Raw genomic sequence first — 21,272 nt, 5'->3', positions numbered from 1 at the left:
GCGATGGGGTGAAAGCAGGTATCAGACTAATCTCTACGGGAATCAGGATTTTGCGGCTGTGCCATGGCGCGGCGTGGTGTCGATGGCGCGGCTGATACCGCCCAGGCCATCGGCGATATCAATGCCGATCTCCTGGCCCAGCTTCTGCACGGCGGGCAATTGCAGCGCCATGGCCAGGATGCCATCCACCGCCTGATTGACCAGGCTGCCATTCGGGCCAGTTCCATTCGGGCCTGCGCCATTGCCGGCGGTACCGCCACCCTGGCTGCCATTGCCGGAATTGCCATTGCTCAGGCCCAAGCCACCAATCTGGCTGATGCGGATCGAATCGATTTTCTCCACCGGCTTCATCATCTGGCCAACCAGCACCGGCAATGTGTCCATACGTTTCTTTTCCAGGCGCATGCGGATCACGGCTTCCGACAGGCTGTTCTCGGCCGCGATCAGCGCCGCCTTGCCTTCCGATTCGGCCAGCATCGCCGTGCGCTGGGCGCCAGCCTTGAGCGTTGCAGCATCAGCTTCGGCGCGTGCCTGTTCGCGGATGGTGTCGGTTTCGCTGCGCGTGCGGGTGTTGTCCACCTCGGCGGCTTCCTCGGCGCGCAACACGGCCAGCAAGCGCATGCGCTCGGCCACCGCTTTGTCTTTTTCAGTTTGCAGCCCTTCCTGCGCCAGCACCACCTGCACCCGTGCCTGCTCGGCAGCGGCTTCGGCCACCGCCTCGTCGCCGCGCTTCTTGGCCAGCAGAATGGCATTGTCGCGCCGGGTGATTTCGGTCGACAGGCTGGATTGCAGATCACTCTGCTTCAACTGCTTGTCGCGCTCGATCTCCAGCATGCGCACTTCGCGCTCCTGGCCGATGCGGGCCAGTTCGGCGCGGCGGCGGCTTTCGGCGCCGAATTCGGCAACCTGGGCTTCGCTTTCGGAACGCAGCCGTTCGATCTCACGGTTTTGCAGGATCTTGGCTTCTTCCTGCTCACGCTCGATGATCAGCACCTGCTTGATGGCATCAAGCTGGCTCTGCCGCACTGCCACATCGGCATCGGCTTCGATGGCGGCACGCTGCTTCTTGTTGGCCGCCACCACTTCGGCCAGGCGGCGCAAACCCACGGCGTTGAAGGCGTTGTTGTCGTCGATGGAGGAAAATGGCGTCTGGTCGAAGCGGCGCAAGGCCACGGATTCCAGGCTCAGGCCGTTCTGCGCCAGGCTTTCGGCCACCAGCGCCTTCACTTCACGCACATAGCTGCCGCGATTTTCATGCAGGTGATCCATGGTTTCGCGCGCCGCCACACTCTGCATCGCATCAATCAGGCGGCCTTCGATCAGATCGGCCAAATCCTGTGGCCGGAATGCCTTGCTGCCCAATGCCTGGGCGGCGGTGGCCACGCCATCGGCGGTCGGCGTCACCCGCACGGTCAGTTCCACTTCGATATCAACACGCAGGCGGTCGCCGGTGATCAGGGCCTTGGGGCCGTTGCGCGCCACTTCGATGCGCGTGGTCTTCATATTGACTTCGGAAACCTGATGCAGGAAGGGCAGCGCCAGACAGCCGCCATCCATCACCACGCGCTGGCCACCGGCACCGGTGCGGATCAGGGCCGTGTCGCGGGTTGCCTTGCGATAGAATCGGTTGAGGAACAGTATCACCACGGCCAGCACCACCACCGCGATGATCAGATAGATGATCCAGGCCACGCCGATTTCTCCCCCATCATTATCCGGCAGGCGAAATGCCAATGCCGGACAAGGCCGCTCGCGTCAGCGAACGGTTCCGATGAAAAATACTTAACCAGGAAACTATTTCCGGTGCAATGAATATTTCGATTGGATCAGGTCCAGTGCGAGGCAGCTGCCTGGCGCGGCAGCGACAGCGCCTGCGGCAGCACACGGAATTCGATGCCATCGGCTTCCGCCAGATAGATCGGGTTCAGTTTGCAGCCATTGTTGAGATAGACCGCGCCGCGGGCGCCCGGGATGCGCAATGGCCTGTCCATGCCGCTGCTGCTGGCGGCATTGAGGAAGGCAAAGCCCTCGTATATCGATTGGCCAAGTGCGCTCGGCACCGGGGCGCGGTCACCGAAGCGGCCGCGATACCGCTCGATGAAGGCATGATTGGCATCGGTATCGAGTGAAGTGAAATAGCCCGAAGCGGCATAGAGATTGAGCGAATTCTCGGCGCCGATCCCGAGTAGGGTATTCTCGTCGATACACATCGACAGCCGGATCATGCGGCGATGCAGGCCGCGATCACCAAAGGCGCGGTTGAAGGTGATGGCATCCTGGCCAACCAGCGACAGCAGCACGGCATCTGCATCCAATGCTGCCAGGGCTTCCAGGCAATGATCAAAATCCTCGGTGCCAAGCGGCAGATACGCTTCGCCCACTACGCTGCCGCCGAATTCAGCGATGAAGCGCCGCGCCTGGGCATGGCTGGCGCGCGGCCAGACATAATCATTGCCCACCAGCGCCCAGCGTTTGGCGCCGCGCTGCGTCGCCGCCCAGGCCAGGGCGGGGCGTAGCTGGTCCTCCGGCGTTTCGCCGATGGCGTAAACCCCTTGCCGCGCTTCGCCGCCTTCATAAAGCGGCGTATAGATATAGGGTGCGCGGCCGGAAACCCGTGGCGCCAGGGCATTGCGCACAGCGCTGATATGCATGCCCAGCACCACGTCAATCGCCTCGTCATCCAGCAGCCGTTCGGCCGCATCCGCCACTGCCATGGGCGCCGCACCGGCATCGACGGTAATCAGCTGCACTTCGCGGCCCTTGAGGCCGCCGGCACGATTGATTTCCTCCGCTGCCAATTCGGCACAGGCCATGCAGCTTGGCCCCCATACGGCGGCAGCACTGCTCAGCGGCACAAACAAGCCCACCCGGTAAGGATGGTGGCTGCTGCCCGGCGTGGTGTGGTTGGCGCCATGGCGGCGACCGGACGGCGCTGGAAATGCCATTCCAGCGGCCAGTCGCTCAACCCCCGTTATCTGCGCCTGCAACATGTCCGCCATTAAAACGCCGACCACACGGCAATGTCACGCGCGAATCACAGAAACTGTCTTGTCGCTGCGGCAAAACTGGTGCTATAGCCAATCCGGAACAGGATTAGCATGAATACTGACCTCTCATTGCTGTTAAAGCGGGCAGAACGCCTTATAGACGCGCAGCTTGCCGCTGCCCTGCGTGATGAGAATCTGTCGGCCGAGGAATGGCGCGTGCTGGATATCCTCAGCGATGGCCAGGGCCGGGTGATGAGCGATCTGGCTGCCGAGGCGGTGTTCAACCTGCCGGCCTTGTCAAAACTGGTTGACCGGCTGGTTTCCCGCGCCTTGCTGTTTCGCGCCCCGGACCAGAGCGACCGCCGCAAGGTGTTGGTGTTTGTTTCCGACCACGGTCTCAGCGTTTATCAGCGGCTACAGCCGGATATCCAGGCCAGTGGCGAGGCCTTGCTGGCCAATGTCAGCCATACCCGGGTGCAGCAATTGAAGAAGCTGCTCAACAGCTTCATCAGCGATGCCAGCCCGGGCGAGCCGGCTTAAGCATAGGCAGCATAGCGTTCCCAGCTGCTATAGAGCCGGCGCAATCGGATGCCGCGCAATTGGTGGCTTGAGGCCGGATCGACAACCTCGCTGCGCTGCATCACGCTGACATTGTTCCATAGCACCAGATCACCCGGGCGCCAGATATGGCGCAGCGTGAATTGCGGCTGTGTCGCATGTTGCCATAACTGGTTCAGCAAGGCCTGGGCGGCAACAGCATCCAGCCCTTCCACCTTGGTGTTGCGGCGGCTACCCAGCAGCAAAGCAGCGCGGCCGCTAAGTGGATCACTGGTAACCAGCGGATGCCAATTGCCCGGCCCGCCATCGTGCAAGCCGTTATCGTGCAACAAGCGCAAGCGGGCGATCTTGCGCCTGGTTTCATGCGGCAGGGTTTCGTAGGCGGCTTGCAGGTTGAGAAACTGGATGTCACCGCCATCAGGCGGCACTTCACGCGCATATAGCAGGCAGGCAGCGGGCGGATCATTGCTTTTAGTATCCGGCGCCGGATCAAGCTGGCCCAGGCGATGGCTGAAGCTGAGCAATTCGCTATCGCTGAGATGCTGGTTGCGGAAAACCAGAACCGGCTGCTGATGCCATTGATCAAGCAGGCTGGCCAGCGCCACTTCGCCAAGCCGTTGTTGCAGGTCCAGGCCATGGATTTCTATGCCTGGGAAGGCTGTTGCAGGCTCGACATTGCGGATTGCGTGATACATGCGGGCAGTATCCTGAGATGCGACGGACAATGCCTAAATTTAGCGACTGGCGGCATAAATACTCATGAGAAAATGTATTTAAACAGACAAAACAAATTATCCATGTGTAATTGGCGGGTCGCTCGCTTTTCCGATGAAACGATTTATCTCATTGATTTTAATATATAAAAACTAGTCATGCTCGATGGTGAGCACCACATGATCGGCGGCAAAGCGGGCGCGCACAAACTCCACCGGCCGGCCGCGCTCATCCACATTCACGGTTTCGCTTTGCAGCACGGGCCGGCTGCGCGGCAGGTCAAGCAGGCGTGCATCAGAAGCGGCAATCAGTTTGGCGGCCACCCGGGTGAAGCGGCGGCGATAATCCGGCACACCGCCGGCTTTAAGCGCGCCGGTGATCGAGCCGTGACGGCGAAACAGCTCTGGCATGGCGGGAAAACGATCCACCGGAAAATAATGGCTGCTGACGCTGATCTTTTTGCCATCGGCGCGATTGAGCGTTTCCAGTTGCCATAAGCCGCTGCCGGTGGGCAGGCCCAGCGCCCGCGCAATATCTGCCGGTGCGGCAATCTGCATGGCCGAAACCAGTTCCCGCAGAGGCTGCTTCTGCTTGGTCAGCAGATTCTCGGTAAAGCGGGTGCGGGCGCCCAGGGCATAATCCAGGGCGCGCTCCGCCACAAACATGCCGCGGCCCTGTTCGATGCTCACCAGGCCGGTCTCGGCCAGCCGGTTCATCGCCTGGCGTACGGTATGGCGATTAACGCCGAATTGTTCGGAAAGCTGTTTCTCGGTGGGCAATTGCGCACCTGGTGCATGCTGGCCGCGCCGGATTGCCTGCTCGATCTCGCTGGCGATTTGTCGCCACACCGCCATGCCGCTGCCACGCTCAACCATATGTCTGCCTCCAGGAAATGTGGATCCTGTCATAAAAACTTCGCCGAAAACTGGCTTGATAGTAGACCATGGATCGGCGTAGACATTTAGATGTCTAGACAAATATAGATGTTTGCGCAAGAGGTCCGGATGTCCGTCCTGCCACAACAAGACCAGCAACAGCCTGCCCCGCAGCCCGCCCCGCAGGCTGGCCAGATTGCCCGGCAGCGCCGTTTGCGGCTGCTGGCGCGCGCCGATGCGGCACGGCTGCAAAGCGTGCTGCAAGCCTGGCCGGCACTGCCGGTCTATCGCCGCCTCAAGCCACCGGAAACCGGGCTGGCCATGCTGCGTGCCCGTGCCGGCGGGGTTGGCCAGCGCTTCAATCTGGGTGAGATGACGGTGAGCCGCTGCGTTGTGGTGCTGGAGAATGATGGTGCCATGGGGGTGGGTTATGTGCAGGGCCGGGATCAGCGCAAGGCCGAGATGGTGGCTTTGTGCGATGCGCTGGCACAGGACGCTGCCGGCGCCGAATGGCTGGAAACGCTGCTGCTCTCAGCCTTGGAAGCCGAACTGGCAGCAAAGCAGCAAGCCTGGGCCAGCAAAGTGGCGGCCACCAAGGTGGATTTTTTCACGCTGGTGCGTGGTGAGGATTGAGATGAGCAAGCCGTTGAGCCAAACCCCGCCCGCTGCCGGTTTTGATGATCCGGTGCAACAGAGCCAGGAGGCTTTTCGCGCTTTGCTGGAAGCCATGTCGCATCCCGGCCGTGTGGTGCCGATGCCGGCAAGGTCCGGTCATCCCGCCGGCCTGGCACCGGTGCTTGCAGCAGCATTGCTGGCACTGTGCGATCTTGACACACCGGTATGGATCGGGCCGGGCTTCGATGAAGTCATGGTATCAAGCTGGCTGCGCTTTCATACCGGCGCGCCGCTGGTGCAGGAACCGGCGCAGGCGGCCATTGTGCTGCTGCATGCCGATCAACTGCCGCCGCTGCATAGCTTCGACTGGGGCAGCGATGCGGCACCGGAGCGCGGCGCCAGCCTGCTCATTCAGGTGGTGGATTTTACCGACGAGCCAATGCTGCAAGGGCGCGGTCCCGGGATCAGAAACGCGATAACCGTGCCGAATTGCGGCCTGGGCCGCGATTTCTGGCAGCAGCGCGCCGCCATGGCGACGGCCTTTCCGCGTGGTGTTGATCTTTATCTGGGCCGCGACGGCGAATTGATCGGACTGCCGCGCTCAACACTAATCGGCAGGCAGGAGAATTGACATGTATGTGGCGGTGAAGGGCGGCGAAGCTGCCATCGAGAATGCCCACACATTGCTGGCTGAAGTCCGGCGCGGCGATCCGATGGTGCCGGAATTGAGCGTGGCGCAAATCCGCGAGCAGCAGAGCCTGGGCGTGGATCGTGTGATGACCGAAGGGTCGCTCTACGATCCAGACCTAGCGGCTTTGGCTTTGAAACAGGCGCGTGGCGATCAGGTGGAAGCCATCTTTCTGCTGCGCGCCTATCGCACCACGTTGCCGCGTATCGGTGTGTCAGAGCCGATAAACACCAGCCGCATGCAGGTGGCGCGGCGGATTTCCTCAACCTTCAAAGACCTGCCCGGCGGCCAATTGCTCGGCCCAACCTTCGATTACACCCATCGCCTGCTGGATTTTGGCCTGATGGAAACTCAAGCAGTGCCGGTGCCGCCAGCAGCAGGTAAGGGCGTCTTGGCAGAAACCATGCCGCAGGTGGTTGATCTGCTGAATGCCGAGGGGCTGATCGAGCCGGAAATTGCCGATGCCGAGGCGGCGCCGGTGGGCGATCTGACGCGGGAGCCGCTTATGTTTCCTGCCGATCGTGCCCTAAGGCTACAGAATCTGGCGCGGGGTGATGAAGGTTATCTGCTGGCCTTGGGTTATTCCACCCAGCGCGGCTATGCCAAGTCGCATCCATTTGTCGGCGAAATCCGCAGCGGCAATGTTGCGGTTGAGCTGGATATTCCCGAACTCGGTTTCACGGTTGATATCGGCGATATCACGCTGACCGAATGCCAGATGATCAACCAGTTCCGTGGCTCACGGCTGGAGCCGCCAAAATTCACCCGGGGTTATGGCTTGGCCTTCGGCTTTGCCGAGCGCAAGGCGATGGCGATGGCGCTGGTGGATCGGGCGTTGCGCGCCGAGGAGCTGGGGGAGGATATCACCGCGCCGGCGCAGGATCAGGAATTTGTGCTGTCGCATGCCGATAATGTGGAAGCTTCAGGTTTTGTGCAGCATTTGAAGCTGCCGCATCATGTCGATTTCCAGTCGGAACTGACCCTGATCCGCACCATGCGCAGCGAAATTACGCAAGCCGGCGATAGCGATTTTGCGGAGGCGGCACAATGAGCCAGCAGCAGTATCAGACCGGCATGAGCGTGGCCGGCTATAACTTCGCCTTTCTGGATGAGCAGACCAAGCGCATGCTGCGCCGTGCCATCCTCAAGGCGGTGGCGATCCCGGGTTATCAGGTGCCGTTTGGCAGCCGTGAGATGCCGCTGCCTTATGGCTGGGGCACGGGCGGCATGCAGGTGACGGCGGCGGTGATCGGCGCGGCGGATGTGCTGAAGGTAATTGATCAGGGCGCCGATGACACCACCAATGCTGTGTCGATCCGACGCTTCTTCGCCCGTATGACCGGCGTTGCCACCACCGAGCGGACACGAGAGGCCACGCTGATCCAGACCCGGCATCGTGTGCCGGAAATACCATTGGCCGAGGGCCAGATCCTGGTTTATCAGGTGCCGATCCCGGAGCCGCTGCGGTGGCTGGAGCCGCGGGAAAGTGAAACCCGCGTGATGCACGCCTTGTCGGAATATGGCGTGATGCATGTGAAGCTGTATGAAGATATCGCCCAGCATGGTCATATCGCCACCGCCTATGATTATCCGGTGCTGGTGAATGGGCGCTATCTGATGCGCTGCTCGCCGATTCCAAAATTTGATACGCCGAAACTGCATATGAATGCCGCCTTGCAGCTCTTCGGCGCCGGGCGCGAGAAACGTATCTATGCCGTGCCGCCTTACACCGAGGTGCAGCCGCTGGATTTTGCCGATCACCCGTTCCGTATTGAACATTGGCCGGAACCGTGTGCGCTGTGTGGCGCCACCGACAGCTTCCTTGATGAAGTGATTCTCGACGATAAAGGGGGGCGCATGTTTGTCTGCTCCGACACGGATTATTGCGGTGACCGCCGCGCCGCGGGTCATCATGGCAGCCAATCGGCGCCTTTTGCCCAGGAGGCAGCGCAATGACCGGCGAGATAATGTTTGATGCCACGCTGCCCTTGCTCAGCGTTGAGGAAGTGCACAAGAGCTTTGGTCGCCAGCCGGCCTGCCGCGATATTTCATTTGATCTCTGGCCGGGCGAGGTGCTGGGCATTGTTGGCGAATCGGGGTCAGGAAAATCCACGCTGCTGAATATCCTCGCCGGCCGTATCCAGGCTGATGCCGGCCGGGTGCTGTATCGCACTCAGGCGGAAACCATCGCAGACCTGCTGACCGCCAGCGAAGCACAGCGCCGACAGCTCATGCGCACGGAATGGGGTTTTGTGCAGCAGCATGCCCGCGATGGCCTGCGTATGGCCTTTTCGGCCGGCGCCAATATCGGCGAACGCATGATGGCGCTGGGCCACAAACATTATGGCGAATTGCGGGGCGCTGCATTGGAATGGCTTGCTGCGGTGGAGATCGCTGCCGAGCGGATCGACGATCTGCCGCGCAATTTTTCCGGAGGCATGCAGCAGCGTTTGCAGATTGCGCGCAATCTGGTGACCCGGCCACGCATTGTGCTGATGGACGAGCCAACCGGCGGGCTTGATGTTTCGGTGCAGGCCAGGTTGCTCGATCTGCTGCGGCGGCTGGTGCAGGAACATAATGTGGCGGTGATCGTGGTGACGCATGACCTGGGTGTAGCCCGTCTGCTGGCGCATCGCCTGATGGTGATGCGGCGCGGCGAAGTGGTGGAAACCGGCCTGACCGATCAATTACTCGACGATCCGCAACATGCCTATACGCAGTTGCTGGTTTCCTCGGTGCTGAATGTGTGAGGCCGGCATGGACATGATACGTGTTGCAGACCTGAGTAAAACTTTCACTCTGCATCTGCGCGGCGGCGTTGCCCTGCCGGTGTTGCGCGATGCGGCACTGACGGTGGCTGCTGGTGAATGCGTGGTGCTGCATGGCCCTTCAGGCGCCGGAAAATCCACTCTGCTGCGTTCGATCTACGGCAATTACCGGCCGCAACAGGGCCGCATCCTGCTGCGCCATGATGGCCGCATGGTGGATATCATGCAGGCCGCGCCGCGGCAGATACTGGATATTCGCCGCCGCACATTAGGCTATGTTACGCAATTCCTGCGCGTTATCCCGCGTGTGCCGACACTGGATGTGGTGGCCGAGCCAATGCTGGCGCGGGGCGTTGCCCAGGCCGATGCCCGCGCGCGCGCGGCAGAATTGCTGCATATCCTGCATATCCCGGAAAAGCTGTGGAACCTGCCGCCGGCCACTTTCTCGGGCGGCGAGCAGCAGCGTATCAATATCGCACGCGGCTTCTGCGCCGATCATCCAATCCTGCTGCTGGATGAACCAACCGCCTCGCTGGATGGGGCCAATCGCACAATTGTCATAAATCTGATTGATGATGCGCGCCGGCGCGGCACCGCAATCGTGGCGATTGTGCACGACGATGAAACCCGCGCCGCCATCGCCACCCGCCTGTTGCCGCTGCAAGCTCTGGGAGCCGCCGCATGAATGCCGAGATGATTGTCCGTAATGCCCGTATCATCGGCCGCGATGCCGAGATAAGCGGCGGCAGCCTGCAAGTGCTGGATGGCTTGATTACCGCTGTTGATACCGGCGCCTCTGCTGTATCCCATGCAATTGATTTTGAGGGCGATTACCTGCTGCCGGGCCTGGTGGAATTGCATACCGACAATCTGGAGAAACATTTTGCCCCACGCCCCGGCGTGCGCTGGCCGAGCCGGTTGGCGGTGCTGAGCCATGATGCGCAGATTGCCGCTGCCGGCATTACCACGGTGCTGGATGCCGTGGCGGTGGGCGATGTGCGCGATGGCGCCGTGCGGATGGATATCCTGCGTGAAATGATCGCGGCCATTGACGCCGCGCAGCAGGCCGGCATCCTGCGCGCTGAGCATCTGCTGCATCTGCGTTGCGAAATTTCGTTCAAGGATTTGATGGCCCTGGTCGAGCCGATGACTGAGTTGGATTGGCTCAAGCTGATCTCGATCATGGATCACACGCCGGGCCAGCGGCAATTTGTCAACCCGATGAAATACCGCGAATATTATCAAGGCAAATACGGCATGAGCGACGAACAGATGGATCGCTTCATGAATGATCAGATCGCTGCCGCTGCTGCCAATGGCGGCCGAAATCGCCGCGCTGTGGTTGAGCTTTGCCGCGCCAAAGGCCTGCCGCTGGCGAGCCATGACGATGCTACCGCCGAACATGTGGCCGAGGCTGCCGCCGATGGCATGGTGGTGGCGGAATTTCCCACCACGCTGGAAGCCGCATCGCTCTCACGCCACAATGGGATGAAGGTGATGATGGGTGGGCCGAATGTGGTGCGCGGTGGCTCGCATTCGGGCAATATTTCCGCGCGCAAGCTGGCTGAAATGGGCGAGCTTGACATTATATCCTCGGATTATGTGCCAAGCAGCCTGCTGCATTCGGCTTTCCTGCTGCCGCAGCAGGTGCCGGGCATCAGCTTGCCGGCGGCCATCGCCATGGTGGCGGCCAATCCGGCCGAATCAATTGGCCTGATGGATCGCGGTGTGCTGGAGCCGGGCCGCCGGGCGGACATGATCCGGGTCAGTGTGGTGGAGGATACACCGGTGGTGCGCAGTGTATGGCGTGCCGGCCAGCGTGTGATGTGATCCAGAAAACCTCAGCTTGCGGAAATGAAGATGCCAATTCTGGACATGATTATGGAATTGCTCGCCAAGGCTGGTGCCGAGCGCTATGGCATGGAGCCGGTCAGCCAGTTGGAACATGCCCTGCAATGCGCCATGCATGCCGAGCGGATGGAAGCGCCCCCGGCTCTGATAGCTGCCTGCCTGCTGCATGATATCGGCCATCTGGTGGATGCCGGCGATGAAGGCCTGGCCGAGCGTGGCATCGATGCCTGCCATGAGGAAATTGCGGCAAATTGGCTGGCGCAATATTTTTCTGCCGCCGTGGTGCAGCCGGTGCGGCTGCATGTCAATGCCAAACGCTATCTGTGCCAGGCCGAGCCGCAATATTGGGCCGGGTTGTCGCAGGCGTCAAAAACCAGCCTGGAGGTGCAAGGCGGCATTTATAGCGTGGCAGAAGCTGAAGCCTTTATCGCGCAGCCCTATGCCGCCGATGCGGTGATGCTGCGGCGCTGGGATGATGCCGCCAAATCGCCGCGCCTGCACACGCCGGATCTGACGCATTACCGGCCCATATTGGCCGCTGCCTTGCAATGAGCATGGTACCGGCCAAACGGCCGCGTTTTGCTGGTCGGCTTACCTTGGTGGTGGGGCCGAGCGGCGTGGGCAAGGATAGCCTGATGAACGCGGCGCAGCAGGCGCTGCGTGATGATCCTGCCGTTGTTTTCCCGCGCCGTGTGATCACCCGGGCTGCCAATATGGGCGGCGAGGATTATATTGCCATCGACGATGCCAGGTTTGAGGCCATGCGCAAGAATGGCGAATTTGCGCTTTACTGGCTGGCGCATGGTCTGCGCTATGGTGTGCCGATAGCCATTGAGGCTGAATTGCAGGCCGGGCGCCAGGTGGTGGTGAATGTCTCACGCGCCATAATAGCTGAAGCCCGTCGCGCCTATCCTGGTTTGCAGGTGATTGCCATTACGGCGCCGCCGGCCTTGCTACGTCAAAGGCTGGAAGCCCGCGGTCGCGAAAGCCCGGTCGATATTGCCCAGCGTCTGGCACGCGCTGCCGCCTTTGATCTGGGCGGGGAGCCCGACGTGGTTGAACTGAGCAATGATGGCCCGCTGGAACAGGGTGTGGCGCGGCTGCTGGCCTTGTTGCGGGGTTAACCCCTTAGGGCAAAGCGCTGCTCAATGCGAAATGGCTGGTCAGGCTCGCGTTGCACAAACAGGCAGATGTCGGATACGGGAAATTCATGCCGCGTGAAGTCTGCGGTGGCTGCATGCAGATAGGCCCGAATCTGCTCGCGTTCGGCAGGGTCAGCGATGCGGCTGGTCAGCGTGAAATGGAGGCGGAATTCTTCCAGCACATAGGGATAACCCCAGGCCAGCAGGTAGGCTTCCTGGCGCGCTGACAAGCCGGCAGCGCGGCGTTTGGCCAATTCGGCAGCGCTGGCTGCGGCGCGAAAAATATCAAACTGACGCACAGAATCGGCGGCAAGCTGGTCAGCCAGGGAGCAGGGCGCACTTGGCTGCAAGGCCAGAAACTGGCCAAGTGCCGCCACGCGCAGCGCAGGCAGGGCAAAGGCCGCGCGGCTTTGCGTGAATTGCTCCAGCGCAGCCAGCAAGCCGGCTTCGTCCCTGTCTGGCGCCAGGCGGAAAGGCGGCTTAAGGGTGCCATGGAAGCCATAGCGGCGCGGCTCAGTGGTAAGCGCGGCTTGTTGTCTTGCGTCCAGGCCAGTCGCTGCTGTGGCAGCATGAGCCTGCCCGCTGGCCGCATCCCAGCCGAGCCAGCGCGCGGCAAATTCATGCAGCGGATCGTTGGTCGCCGGGGCGACATAAAGCGCATAACGCGGGCCGGAGCTAGACAAGTGGCTTACTCATCCTGTGGGTATCATGGATGGCGCAGCCCGGATGGGTTATTTCACCATCCCGTCGCCAAAGCGAAATCGAACTGTCATACAGCATTGCTATGAGCGGTCCCAGGCCAAGTGGGCATAGGAGAGACGCATGGGCGCCGCCATCGAGATTGTTCATCTATCGAAAACCTTCGGCACAGGCAAGAGCGCTCTCGACAAGATCAATCTCACGATCGAACAAGGTGAAATGGTGGCATTGATCGGTGCTTCCGGTTCAGGCAAATCCACCTTGCTGCGCCATATTGCCGGCCTGATGCCAGGCGACCGCGAGCCGCAGGCGCAATTGGCGGTGAATGGCCGCATGGTGCAGCAGGGTGGCCGCATCGGCCGCGGCATCCGTCAGACCCGCGCCGGCATCGGCTTTGTGTTTCAGCAATTCAATCTGGTGGGCCGTTTGCCGGTGATCACCAATGTGCTGGCCGGCAATCTTGGCCGCCTGCCTTTGTGGCGCAGCCTGTTGCGCTGGTTCACCGATGCGGAACGCCGCGAAGCGGTACATGCGCTGGGCCGTGTTGGTATTGCCGCCTGTGCCTTTCAGCGTGCCTCGACATTATCCGGTGGCCAGCAGCAGCGCGCCGCGATTGCCCGCGCCCTGGTGCAGAAGGCGGGCGTGATCCTGGCGGATGAACCGATTGCCTCGCTTGATCCGGAATCCTCGCGCCGCGTGATGGCGACACTGGCTGATATCAATCGCACCGATGGCGTTACCGTGGTGGTTTCGCTGCATCAGGTGGATTTTGCCCTGAAATTTTGCCGCCGTGTGGTGGCTTTGCGTGATGGCCGCGTGTTGTTCGATGGCGCCGCCGCCGATGTCAGCGCGGAGATGCTGCGTGGCCTGTATGGCGAAGATAGCGACCTGGATTTTGGTGCGCTGGCTGTGCCGCCTTATCGCCCCACCGCCGAAGAATTGCCGCAGGTAGCCGAGCGCCGCCTGTCGCCGCCGCTGCAAGCCGCGCTGGCTTGAAAATCCCCTGCCCGTCAACCTGGAGAATCGTATGCTGCGCCGCTCGCTGTTGAAACTATCCGCCTCGCTGCTGTTGCTCGGCTTTGCCGGCACGGCCCAAGCGCAAAACCTGAAGGAACTGAACTTCGGTATCATCTCCACCGAGGCGAGTTCCAACCTGAAAACTATTTGGCAGCCTTTCCTGGCCGATATGGAAAAGCAGCTTGGCATGAAGATCAACGCCTTCTTCGCGCCAGATTACGCTGGCATCATCGAAGGCATGCGCTTCAACAAAGTGCAGATCGCCTGGTTTGGCAATGCTTCGGCCATGCAGGCGGTGGATCGCGCCGATGGCGAGATTTTTGTGCAGACTGTGGCATCCGATGGTTCGCCGGGCTACTGGTCGCTGCTGGTGGTGCACAAGGACAGCCCGATCAAGTCGTTTGAGGATTTGCTCAAGTCGCCGGGCAAGTATTCGTTTGGCAACGGTGATCCAAATTCCACCTCCGGCTTCCTGGTGCCGAGCTATTATGCCTGGGGCCAGAACAATATCGACATCCGCAAGCATTTCACCCGCATGACCAGCGGCGGCCATGAAACCAATTCGCTTGCGGTGGCCAACAAGCAGGTGGATGTTGCCACCGGCAATACCGAGAATATGGAGCGCCTGCAAAAGACCGCGCCGGAAAAGGCCGCGCAATTGCGCGTGTTGTGGAAATCGCCGTTGATCCCGTCCGACCCGATTGTGTGGCGCAAGGATTTATCGGCTGAGGACAAGGCCAAGATCAAAAATTTCTTCCTGAACTATGGCACCAAGGAAGAAAGTGAGAAGAAGGTGTTGGCGGGCCTGCAATGGGCGCCGTTCAAGGAATCGTCCAACAAGCAGTTGCTGCCGATCCGCCAGCTTGCCCTGTTCCGCGACAAGATCAGGCTGGAAGCCGATGCCAACATGGCGGCCGACGAGAAGGCCAAGAAGCTGGCCGAGATCGATGCCAAGCTGGCCGAGTTGAACAAGCAGCTTGGTTCCTAAGTTTTCCGCCGGGGCGCCATAACTGCGCCCCGGCGTTTTTTTGAGGCCATACATGACCATGCATGCTGCCGTGTCGCTGCCGGAACATCCGATCCATCCGCCGAAAGCCAGCCTGAAAAGCTCGCTTTTGCGCTATCTCGCCTACGGCCTGATTGCCGCCATTCTCGTCTGGTCATATCGTGGCGCCGAGATCGCACCGGGCAAGCTGTATACCGATGCCGGCAATATGGTGACATTCGCGCAGGATTTTTTCCCGCCGGATTTTGCTGACTGGCGCTACTATCTCAGCGAATTGGTGGTAACGCTGCATATCGCCATCTGGGGCACGGTGCTGGCGGTGATCTGCGCCGTGCCGTTTGGCCTGCTGGCGGCGTCCAATATTGCGCCGGCCTGGATCTACCAGCCGGTGCGCCGGCTGATGGATGCGCTGCGCTCGATCAATGAAATGGTTTTCGCCATGCTGTTTGTGGTGGCGGTTGGCCTCGGCCCGTTTGCCGGCGCACTGGCGCTGTGGATTCACACCACCGGCACGTTGGCGAAGCTGTTTTCCGAAGCGGTGGAAGCGATTGATCCGCAGCCGGTGGAGGGCATTCGCGCCACCGGTGCCAATGTGCTGGAAGAGATCGTTTACGGCGTCATCCCGCAGGTGATGCCGCTCTGGGTGTCTTATTCGTTGTATCGTTTTGAAGCCAATGTGCGCTCGGCTTCAGTGGTAGGCATGGTTGGCGCCGGTGGTATCGGCGTGGTGTTGTGGGAAGTTATCCGCGGCTTCCGCTTTGATCAGACCTGCGCCGTGATGATCATGATTGTGCTGCTGGTCAGCATGGTTGATCTGATTTCCTCACGGGTGCGGCGCCTGTTCATCTGAGGTCACCTTTATAAAGGTTGTATTCCTCTCAGGGTTTCGACTTCAGGCGGCTGTCCATCGGGCAGTCGCCTGTTTGTCTTATGACATGGTATGCCTGTCCACCGAGTAGACTACAATATAGATAAGTCATTGTATTAATGGGAATTCCAGATCGCTGCGTAGCTTGCTTTTGCTCGCGTGGAGACGGGCTTTCAAAAATGTTATTCAAATTGTCGACAATTTAGTCGACATAGCTTTTTGCATCTGACATTCTACCTGCAACGGCACGGACCAATCCGCGCCGAGTGGAGGAAACCGATGCTTGTCTTGTCGCATCCCTGGCTGGCTGGCCGCTCGCCGATTGAGAAGCTGACACTTGGCTGTTTCATCGCCTTGACCGGCTCTGTGCTGCTGGCGATTTCGGCGCGGTTGCAGGTGCCGTTCTGGCCAGTGCCGATGACCATGCAAACCCTGGCAGTTCTGGTGCTGGCCATGTTGTTTGGCGCGCGCCTCGGCTGCGCCATCGTTGTGCTGTATGTTTTTGAAGGTCTGCTTGGTTTGCCGGTTTTTGCCAATAGTCCGGAGCGCGGCATTGGCCTGGCCTATCTATTTGGGCCTACCGGCGGCTATCTGCTCGGCTTTGCGCTGGCGGCTTATAGTGTTGGCTGGCTTGCCGAGCGGGGATTTGGCGCCAGCCTGCCGCGTGCCATTGCAGTGCAGGCACTGGGCACAGCAATCATCCTGGGCTGCGGCGTGGCCTGGCTTGGCAGCCTGATCGGTTATGACAGGGCGATTGCCGCCGGTCTGATGCCTTTCCTGCTGTCCTCGGTGGTGAAGATTGTGCTGGGTGGCCTGCTGGTGGTGGCTATTGGCCGCCGCTTTGGCCGCGCCTGATCCATCCGGTGGAGCCTGTGATGGATAGCGTGAAGAATAAAGCCGAAGCCGGCCATGGCCCATTGGCGGGCATGCGGGTGATCGAATTGACCTCCACTGTGGCGGGCCCGTTCTGTGGCCGCTTGCTGGCGGATTTTGGCGCCGAGGTGATCAAGATCGAGCCGGCAGAGGGTGATGCCGTGCGCAGCATGGGTGAACGCCAGGATGGTCGCTCGCTCTATGCTGCCAGTATCCTGCGCAACAAGAAGCTGATCGCGCTGGATATGCGGCGGCGTGAGGCTCAAATGCTGCTGCGCGACATGCTGCGCGAAGCGGATGTGTTCATCGAAAATTTCCGCCCTGGCACGATGGAAAAATGGGGCCTGGGTTATGACATATTGTCGGCCGATAATCCCGGCCTGGTGATGGTGCGGATCAGCGGCTATGGCCAGACCGGCCCTTATAGCCAGCAGCCCGGTTATGGCGTCACCAGTGAAGCGATCAGCGGCTTGCGGGATTTGACCGGCGATCCAGATCGCCCGCCGGCGCGGGTTGCCACCTCGCTCACCGACTATATTACCGGCCTCTATGCTGCATTCGGCGCTGCAATGGCGTTGATCGAACGGCGCCAGAGCGGCAAAGGCCAGGTGATCGATGCCGCTTTGTATGAAGCGGCCTATAGTTTTGTCGAGCCGCATATCCCGGCTTATGCGGCACTGGGCAGCATCGCCACCCGCGCCGGCAGCCGCCTGCCCGGCCATGTGCCGAACAATCTCTATCCCACCGCGGATGGGCGTTATGTGCAGATCGTGGCGGCCAGCGACAGCATCTTTCGCCGCCTGCTGCGCGCCATGCAACGCGACGATCTGATCCAGGATGTTCGTTTTGACACGCCGGCAGCGCGGGCACAGCATCCGGATGCGATGGATGCCGTTATTGGCGCCTGGACCGGCAGCCTGGCCTTGGCCGATCTGGAGCACCTGCTGGCCGAAAACGAAGTGCCGGCGGCGCGCATCTACAATATTGCCGATATATTCAGCGACCCGCATTACCAGGCGCGCGAGATGCTGCAACAGGCCAGTTCAGAAGAATTCGGCACAGCGACAGTAACCGGCATTGTGCCGAAAATGTCGCGCACACCGGGCAAGGTCGGCTGGGCCGGCCGTGCCGTGGGCAGCGATACCCATGCTGTGCTGACTGACTTGCTCGGCCTGACGCCGGAACAGATCGCAGCGATGCAGCAGGCCGGCATCATCGCCGGTCGCCGTTGATGATGAAGCAAGTGTGAGAGAACGGAATTTCCATGCCGCATGAACAATTGATGCAGGAATATGACGAGCGCCGCCAGCGGGCCTTAGCCATGGGCGGGCCGGAAAAGCTGGCGCGTCGCCGCGAAGCCGGCATTATGAATGCTCGCGAGCGCATTGATGCACTGCTGGATGCCGATAGTTTTCTGGAAAGTGGTTTATTCGGCACCTCGGTAATGCCGGGTGATGCCGATAATACGCCAGGAGATGGCAAAGTTGCCGGCTTTGGCCGCATTGATGGCCGCGAGGTTGGCATCATCTCCAATGATTTCACGGTGAAAGGCGCTTCCAGCAGCCTCACCAACATGAAGAAGATGGGCCATATCAAGCGTGTTGCCACCCAGCGCGGTTTGCCACTGGTGATGTTTGGCGAAAGCTCCGGCGCACGTATGCCCGATAATATGGGCGCACGTGGCATGGGCACCATGCTGGGCAACGATCCGGTGCAATATGTGCGTATGCGCGAAACGCCCTGGGTCTCGGCCATCCTCGGGCAATGTTATGGCTCGTCGGCCTGGTATGCCTGTTTGTCGGATTTTGTAGTGATGCGGCGCGGCGCGGTGATGGCGGTGGCAAGTCCGGCGCTGGCTTCGATGGCGATTGGCCAGAAGGTCGACCCGGAAGAACTTGGCGGTGTCCGGCTGCATGCCGAATTGACCGGCCTCGTCGATATCGTGGTTGATACCGATGCCGAAGCAATGGCGGCGATCAAGCGCTATCTCGCCTATATGCCTAGCCATGCCAAGGAAGCGCCGCCGCGCCTGGCGGCGCCGGAAGGCTCGGATGAAGCCGGCGATGGCATCCTGGCGGCGTTGCCGGAAAACCGCACCCGGGTTTACGACGTGCGCAAAATTCTGCGCTCAGTGCTGGACCGCGACAGTTTCATGGAAGTGAAGCCGCTCTATGGCAAACCGGCTGTGATCGGCCTCGGTCGGCTGGATGGCCGCAGCGTCGGCATCATCGCCAACAATCCGATGGGCAAGGCCGGCGCGCTGGATGTGGCGGCCTGCGAAAAGATCACGCGCTTCATCGTGATGTGCGATTCCTTCAATATCCCGCTGCTGATGTTTGTTGATACGCCCGGCTTTGTCATCGGTATTGAGGGCGAGAAGCAGAAAGCGCCGGGCAAGATTATGAATTTCATGACCGCGCTGCAAATGGCCAGCGTGCCGAAGCTTTCCGTATTAATGCGCAAAAGCTACGGCCAGGCCTATCTGAATATGGGCGGTGGCCGTAATTCCGACGATATCGTTGCCTGGCCCACTGCCGAAGTCAGCTTCATGGACCCGGTTTACGCCGCCCGCGTGGTGGCCTGGGGCAGCAACGATCCGGCCGAGATCGCCCGGATCGAAGCCGAGATGCGGCGTGATTCGTCGGCTTATGACCTGGCCGGCATCTATGGCGTGCAGGCCGTGATCAAGCCGCAGGAAACCCGCCGTTATCTGAAGCGCATGCTGGATATCCACGAAATGCGGCCAACGCGCGGTGTGGGCCAACACCAGATGCGTAACTGGCCAACCACCTATTGAGCAAGGGAGAGAGAGTATTATGGCGCGTCATGTAATCAATGCCGATATCACCGGCACGGTGTTCAAGATCGAAACCAGTGTTGGCGCGGCTGTTGCTGCCGATAGCACGTTGATTGTGCTGGAATCGATGAAAATGGAGATCCCGGTGGATGCGCCGATAGCCGGAACTGTAGCGGAAATCCTGGTGGCGGAAGGCGAAGCCATTGCCGAAGGCCAGGCGCTGATCGTGATTGAAGGCTGAATCATGAGCTGGCAAGCCGAGGCTGATGAAATTGCTCAGCGCCGTGCCTGGGCGCGCGAGATGGGCGGTGCGGAGGCGGTGGCGCGGCATCACGAACGTGACCGCCTTACTGTGCGCGAACGTATCGACAGGCTGTGTGATCAGCAGAGTTTCCGCGAGATTGGCGGCCTGGCTGGTGCAGCAAAGTATGATGCCGAAGGCCGTGTGCAGCATGTGGTGCCGGCACCCTATGTAATGGGCCTGGCGCAGATTGATGGCCAGCCTGTGGCGGTGGGTGGCGAGGATTTCACCGTGCGCGGCGGCACCAGTAGCGGCACTGCACGGCGCAAGGGCGGCCAGGGTGGCTTTGTAGAAGATTTGGCGCATGAATTCCGCATCCCGCTGGTCAATCTGATTGATGGCGCCGGTGGCACGGTCACCTCAATGCGGCGGCGTGGCTATTCGGTATTCCCTGGCGTGGATGGCTTCGAGCGGTCGGTTGCCCTGCTGGGTGAAGTGCCGGTGGTATCCGCCGTGCTTGGCACGGCAGCGGGTGGCCCGGCCGGCCGCGCCATCCTGTCGCATTTTTCGGTGATGGTGCGTGGCAGCAGCCAGATTTTTGCCGCTGGGCCGCCTGTGGTGAAGCGTTCGCTGGGGCAGGAGATCGACAAGGAGGATCTTGGTGGTGCGGCTGTGACAGTGGATACCGCCGGCACAATCCACAACGCAGCAGCAAACGAGACTGAGGCATTTGAACAAATCCGCCGCTTTCTCTCCTATATGCCGCGCAATGTGTGGCAGTTGCCGCCGCGTGTGGAAAGCGCTGATCCAGCGGATCGACGCGAGGAAGCTTTGCTTTCGATTGTGCCGCGCAAGCGCACGCAGGCCTATAACATGCGCCGCCTGATCGAGCTGGTGGTGGATCAAGGCTCAAGCTTTGAAATCCAGCCGAGCTACGGCAAATCGGTGATCACGTCGCTGGCCCGGCTGGATGGCCATGTGGTCGGCATCATTGCCAATAATCCGATGCATCTCGGTGGCGCCATGGATGTGAAATCTGCGCGCAAGCAGATTCACTTCATGGAATTATGCGACACATTCCATATTCCGCTGGTTTTCCTGGTTGATGTACCGGGCTTTATGGTGGGATTGGATGCCGAGAAGGCCGCCACATTGCGTGAGGGCATGCGGGCGGTTTACGTCGCCGGGCAATTGACAGTGCCCACTATCACCCTGGTGATCCGCAAATGTTATGGCATGGCCGGCATGGCCACCTGCAACAAGAATGGCTTTGATCTCAAACTGGCCTGGCCATCGGGCGAATGGGGATCGCTGCCGGTGGAAGGGGGCGTGGCTGCCGCTTTCCGGCGCGATATCGAGGCGGCGGAAAATCCCAAGCAGCGTGAACAGGAACTGGAAGCCGAATTGCGCTTGCTCGCATCCCCCTTCCGCACCGCCGAGGCTTTTGCGGTGGAGGATGTGATCGACCCGCGCGAAACCCGGCCGGTCCTGATTGATTTCATCCGCCTCAGCCGCGAGCGACTGGCGACCACATTGGGTCCGAAGCCGCGTTTTGGCGTCGGACCCTGAGGCG

General features: G+C 60.7%; 23 protein-coding genes. 18 read left to right on the top strand and 5 right to left on the bottom strand.

The window, feature by feature from the left end:
- Positions 1-42: 42 nt before the first annotated feature.
- Positions 43-1,692: a flotillin domain-containing protein gene (locus tag KBB36_RS03400; RefSeq protein WP_290976889.1), complete on the bottom strand. Its 1,650-nt coding sequence runs from the start codon at positions 1,690-1,692 to the stop codon at positions 43-45.
- A gap of 134 nt (positions 1,693-1,826) precedes the next feature.
- Complete coding sequence (locus tag KBB36_RS03395; RefSeq protein WP_290976886.1) at positions 1,827-2,945, bottom strand: substrate-binding domain-containing protein; 1,119 nt, start codon at positions 2,943-2,945, stop codon at positions 1,827-1,829.
- A gap of 153 nt (positions 2,946-3,098) precedes the next feature.
- Between KBB36_RS03395 and KBB36_RS03390 the strand changes: the two genes are divergently transcribed.
- Positions 3,099-3,527: a MarR family transcriptional regulator gene (locus KBB36_RS03390; protein WP_290976883.1), complete on the top strand. Its 429-nt coding sequence runs from the start codon at positions 3,099-3,101 to the stop codon at positions 3,525-3,527.
- Here the strand turns inward: KBB36_RS03390 and KBB36_RS03385 are convergent.
- Positions 3,524-4,240, bottom strand: a complete 717-nt coding sequence (locus tag KBB36_RS03385; protein ID WP_290976881.1) for a TauD/TfdA family dioxygenase — start codon at positions 4,238-4,240, stop codon at positions 3,524-3,526. The two genes, KBB36_RS03390 and KBB36_RS03385, sit on opposite strands and share 4 nt — an antisense overlap.
- A 171-nt stretch (positions 4,241-4,411) precedes the next feature.
- Entirely contained in the window at positions 4,412-5,134 is a 723-nt protein-coding gene (gene phnF / locus KBB36_RS03380) for a phosphonate metabolism transcriptional regulator PhnF (protein ID WP_290976878.1), read from the bottom strand.
- Between the two features lie 129 nt (positions 5,135-5,263).
- Here phnF and phnG point away from each other — a divergent pair, with 129 nt between their 5' ends.
- The 9 genes from phnG to phnN are packed head-to-tail and all read left to right on the top strand — an operon-like array spanning position 5,264 to position 12,180.
- A complete protein-coding gene (gene phnG / locus KBB36_RS03375) occupies positions 5,264-5,767 on the top strand; it encodes a phosphonate C-P lyase system protein PhnG (protein WP_290976876.1) in 504 nt (167 codons plus the stop codon).
- Position 5,768: 1 nt separating this feature from the next.
- Positions 5,769-6,380 carry a phosphonate C-P lyase system protein PhnH gene (gene phnH, locus KBB36_RS03370; protein WP_290976873.1) on the top strand — a complete coding sequence of 204 codons (612 nt, stop codon included), beginning with the start codon at positions 5,769-5,771 and terminating at the stop codon, positions 6,378-6,380.
- 1 nt (position 6,381) lies between these two features.
- Complete coding sequence (locus KBB36_RS03365) at positions 6,382-7,488, top strand: carbon-phosphorus lyase complex subunit PhnI (protein WP_290976871.1); 1,107 nt, start codon at positions 6,382-6,384, stop codon at positions 7,486-7,488.
- Between the two features lie 23 nt (positions 7,489-7,511).
- Positions 7,512-8,393 carry an alpha-D-ribose 1-methylphosphonate 5-phosphate C-P-lyase PhnJ gene (locus KBB36_RS03360; protein ID WP_290977161.1) on the top strand — a complete coding sequence of 294 codons (882 nt, stop codon included), beginning with the start codon at positions 7,512-7,514 and terminating at the stop codon, positions 8,391-8,393.
- Complete coding sequence (phnK, locus tag KBB36_RS03355) at positions 8,390-9,187, top strand: phosphonate C-P lyase system protein PhnK (RefSeq protein WP_290976869.1); 798 nt, start codon at positions 8,390-8,392, stop codon at positions 9,185-9,187. Before KBB36_RS03360 ends, phnK begins: the two co-directional genes overlap by 4 nt.
- A 7-nt stretch (positions 9,188-9,194) precedes the next feature.
- Entirely contained in the window at positions 9,195-9,890 is a 696-nt protein-coding gene (gene phnL, locus KBB36_RS03350) for a phosphonate C-P lyase system protein PhnL (RefSeq protein ID WP_366933165.1), read from the top strand.
- On the top strand, positions 9,887-11,035 hold the full coding sequence (locus KBB36_RS03345) for an alpha-D-ribose 1-methylphosphonate 5-triphosphate diphosphatase (RefSeq protein ID WP_290976866.1): 1,149 nt from the start codon (positions 9,887-9,889) through the stop codon (positions 11,033-11,035). Before phnL ends, KBB36_RS03345 begins: the two co-directional genes overlap by 4 nt.
- Positions 11,036-11,065: 30 nt before the next feature.
- Positions 11,066-11,608 carry a phosphonate degradation HD-domain oxygenase gene (locus KBB36_RS03340; protein WP_290976863.1) on the top strand — a complete coding sequence of 181 codons (543 nt, stop codon included), beginning with the start codon at positions 11,066-11,068 and terminating at the stop codon, positions 11,606-11,608.
- Positions 11,605-12,180 (top strand): phosphonate metabolism protein/1,5-bisphosphokinase (PRPP-forming) PhnN, encoded by a 576-nt coding sequence (gene phnN, locus KBB36_RS03335; RefSeq protein ID WP_290976860.1) that lies wholly within the window; start codon positions 11,605-11,607, stop codon positions 12,178-12,180. The genes KBB36_RS03340 and phnN overlap by 4 nt, the downstream gene beginning before the upstream one ends.
- Here phnN and KBB36_RS03330 read toward each other — a convergent pair.
- Positions 12,177-12,881 carry a DUF1045 domain-containing protein gene (locus KBB36_RS03330; protein ID WP_290976857.1) on the bottom strand — a complete coding sequence of 235 codons (705 nt, stop codon included), beginning with the start codon at positions 12,879-12,881 and terminating at the stop codon, positions 12,177-12,179. The genes phnN and KBB36_RS03330 overlap by 4 nt on opposite strands.
- A gap of 139 nt (positions 12,882-13,020) precedes the next feature.
- On the opposite strand from KBB36_RS03330, the gene phnC reads away from it, so the two are divergent.
- The 8 genes from phnC (at position 13,021) to KBB36_RS03290 (ending at position 21,268) form a co-directional block, all read left to right on the top strand.
- Positions 13,021-13,893 carry a phosphonate ABC transporter ATP-binding protein gene (phnC, locus tag KBB36_RS03325; protein ID WP_290976854.1) on the top strand — a complete coding sequence of 291 codons (873 nt, stop codon included), beginning with the start codon at positions 13,021-13,023 and terminating at the stop codon, positions 13,891-13,893.
- Between the two features lie 31 nt (positions 13,894-13,924).
- Positions 13,925-14,902, top strand: a complete 978-nt coding sequence (gene phnD / locus KBB36_RS03320) for a phosphonate ABC transporter substrate-binding protein (protein ID WP_290976852.1) — start codon at positions 13,925-13,927, stop codon at positions 14,900-14,902.
- Positions 14,903-14,954: 52 nt separating this feature from the next.
- The gene (gene phnE, locus KBB36_RS03315; protein ID WP_290976849.1) at positions 14,955-15,770 is read left to right on the top strand and encodes a phosphonate ABC transporter, permease protein PhnE; all 816 of its coding nucleotides are present in this window, start codon (positions 14,955-14,957) and stop codon (positions 15,768-15,770) included.
- Positions 15,771-16,067: 297 nt separating this feature from the next.
- On the top strand, positions 16,068-16,643 hold the full coding sequence (locus tag KBB36_RS03310; RefSeq protein ID WP_290976846.1) for a biotin transporter BioY: 576 nt from the start codon (positions 16,068-16,070) through the stop codon (positions 16,641-16,643).
- A 20-nt stretch (positions 16,644-16,663) separates the two neighbouring features.
- Positions 16,664-17,893: a CoA transferase gene (locus KBB36_RS03305; protein ID WP_290976844.1), complete on the top strand. Its 1,230-nt coding sequence runs from the start codon at positions 16,664-16,666 to the stop codon at positions 17,891-17,893.
- A gap of 32 nt (positions 17,894-17,925) precedes the next feature.
- Positions 17,926-19,458, top strand: coding sequence for a carboxyl transferase domain-containing protein (locus KBB36_RS03300; RefSeq protein ID WP_290976841.1), 1,533 nt, complete (start codon positions 17,926-17,928; stop codon positions 19,456-19,458).
- Positions 19,459-19,477: 19 nt separating this feature from the next.
- The gene (locus tag KBB36_RS03295) at positions 19,478-19,699 is read left to right on the top strand and encodes an acetyl-CoA carboxylase biotin carboxyl carrier protein subunit (protein ID WP_290976838.1); all 222 of its coding nucleotides are present in this window, start codon (positions 19,478-19,480) and stop codon (positions 19,697-19,699) included.
- Between the two features lie 3 nt (positions 19,700-19,702).
- Positions 19,703-21,268 carry a carboxyl transferase domain-containing protein gene (locus KBB36_RS03290; RefSeq protein WP_290976836.1) on the top strand — a complete coding sequence of 522 codons (1,566 nt, stop codon included), beginning with the start codon at positions 19,703-19,705 and terminating at the stop codon, positions 21,266-21,268.
- The last annotated feature ends 4 nt before the right edge of the window (positions 21,269-21,272 follow it).

This window comes from Ferrovibrio sp. (assembly GCF_017994015.1).
In the GTDB taxonomy this organism is placed as follows: domain Bacteria; phylum Pseudomonadota; class Alphaproteobacteria; order Ferrovibrionales; family Ferrovibrionaceae; genus Ferrovibrio.
This window is presented reverse-complemented; position numbering and strand designations above follow the sequence as displayed.

Coding starts and splice junctions, on each gene's coding strand:
- KBB36_RS03395 (WP_290976886.1), bottom strand. CDS start 2,945: ATGGCATTTCCAGCGCCGTCCGGTCGCCGCCATGGCGCCAACCACACC.
- KBB36_RS03390 (WP_290976883.1), top strand. CDS start 3,099: ATGAATACTGACCTCTCATTGCTGTTAAAGCGGGCAGAACGCCTTATA.
- KBB36_RS03385 (WP_290976881.1), bottom strand. CDS start 4,240: ATGTATCACGCAATCCGCAATGTCGAGCCTGCAACAGCCTTCCCAGGC.
- phnF (WP_290976878.1), bottom strand. CDS start 5,134: ATGGTTGAGCGTGGCAGCGGCATGGCGGTGTGGCGACAAATCGCCAGC.
- phnG (WP_290976876.1), top strand. CDS start 5,264: ATGTCCGTCCTGCCACAACAAGACCAGCAACAGCCTGCCCCGCAGCCC.
- phnH (WP_290976873.1), top strand. CDS start 5,769: ATGAGCAAGCCGTTGAGCCAAACCCCGCCCGCTGCCGGTTTTGATGAT.
- KBB36_RS03365 (WP_290976871.1), top strand. CDS start 6,382: ATGTATGTGGCGGTGAAGGGCGGCGAAGCTGCCATCGAGAATGCCCAC.
- KBB36_RS03360 (WP_290977161.1), top strand. CDS start 7,512: ATGAGCGTGGCCGGCTATAACTTCGCCTTTCTGGATGAGCAGACCAAG.
- phnK (WP_290976869.1), top strand. CDS start 8,390: ATGACCGGCGAGATAATGTTTGATGCCACGCTGCCCTTGCTCAGCGTT.
- phnL (WP_366933165.1), top strand. CDS start 9,195: ATGGACATGATACGTGTTGCAGACCTGAGTAAAACTTTCACTCTGCAT.
- KBB36_RS03345 (WP_290976866.1), top strand. CDS start 9,887: ATGAATGCCGAGATGATTGTCCGTAATGCCCGTATCATCGGCCGCGAT.
- KBB36_RS03340 (WP_290976863.1), top strand. CDS start 11,066: ATGCCAATTCTGGACATGATTATGGAATTGCTCGCCAAGGCTGGTGCC.
- phnN (WP_290976860.1), top strand. CDS start 11,605: ATGAGCATGGTACCGGCCAAACGGCCGCGTTTTGCTGGTCGGCTTACC.
- phnC (WP_290976854.1), top strand. CDS start 13,021: ATGGGCGCCGCCATCGAGATTGTTCATCTATCGAAAACCTTCGGCACA.
- phnD (WP_290976852.1), top strand. CDS start 13,925: ATGCTGCGCCGCTCGCTGTTGAAACTATCCGCCTCGCTGCTGTTGCTC.
- phnE (WP_290976849.1), top strand. CDS start 14,955: ATGACCATGCATGCTGCCGTGTCGCTGCCGGAACATCCGATCCATCCG.
- KBB36_RS03310 (WP_290976846.1), top strand. CDS start 16,068: ATGCTTGTCTTGTCGCATCCCTGGCTGGCTGGCCGCTCGCCGATTGAG.
- KBB36_RS03305 (WP_290976844.1), top strand. CDS start 16,664: ATGGATAGCGTGAAGAATAAAGCCGAAGCCGGCCATGGCCCATTGGCG.
- KBB36_RS03300 (WP_290976841.1), top strand. CDS start 17,926: ATGCCGCATGAACAATTGATGCAGGAATATGACGAGCGCCGCCAGCGG.
- KBB36_RS03295 (WP_290976838.1), top strand. CDS start 19,478: ATGGCGCGTCATGTAATCAATGCCGATATCACCGGCACGGTGTTCAAG.
- KBB36_RS03290 (WP_290976836.1), top strand. CDS start 19,703: ATGAGCTGGCAAGCCGAGGCTGATGAAATTGCTCAGCGCCGTGCCTGG.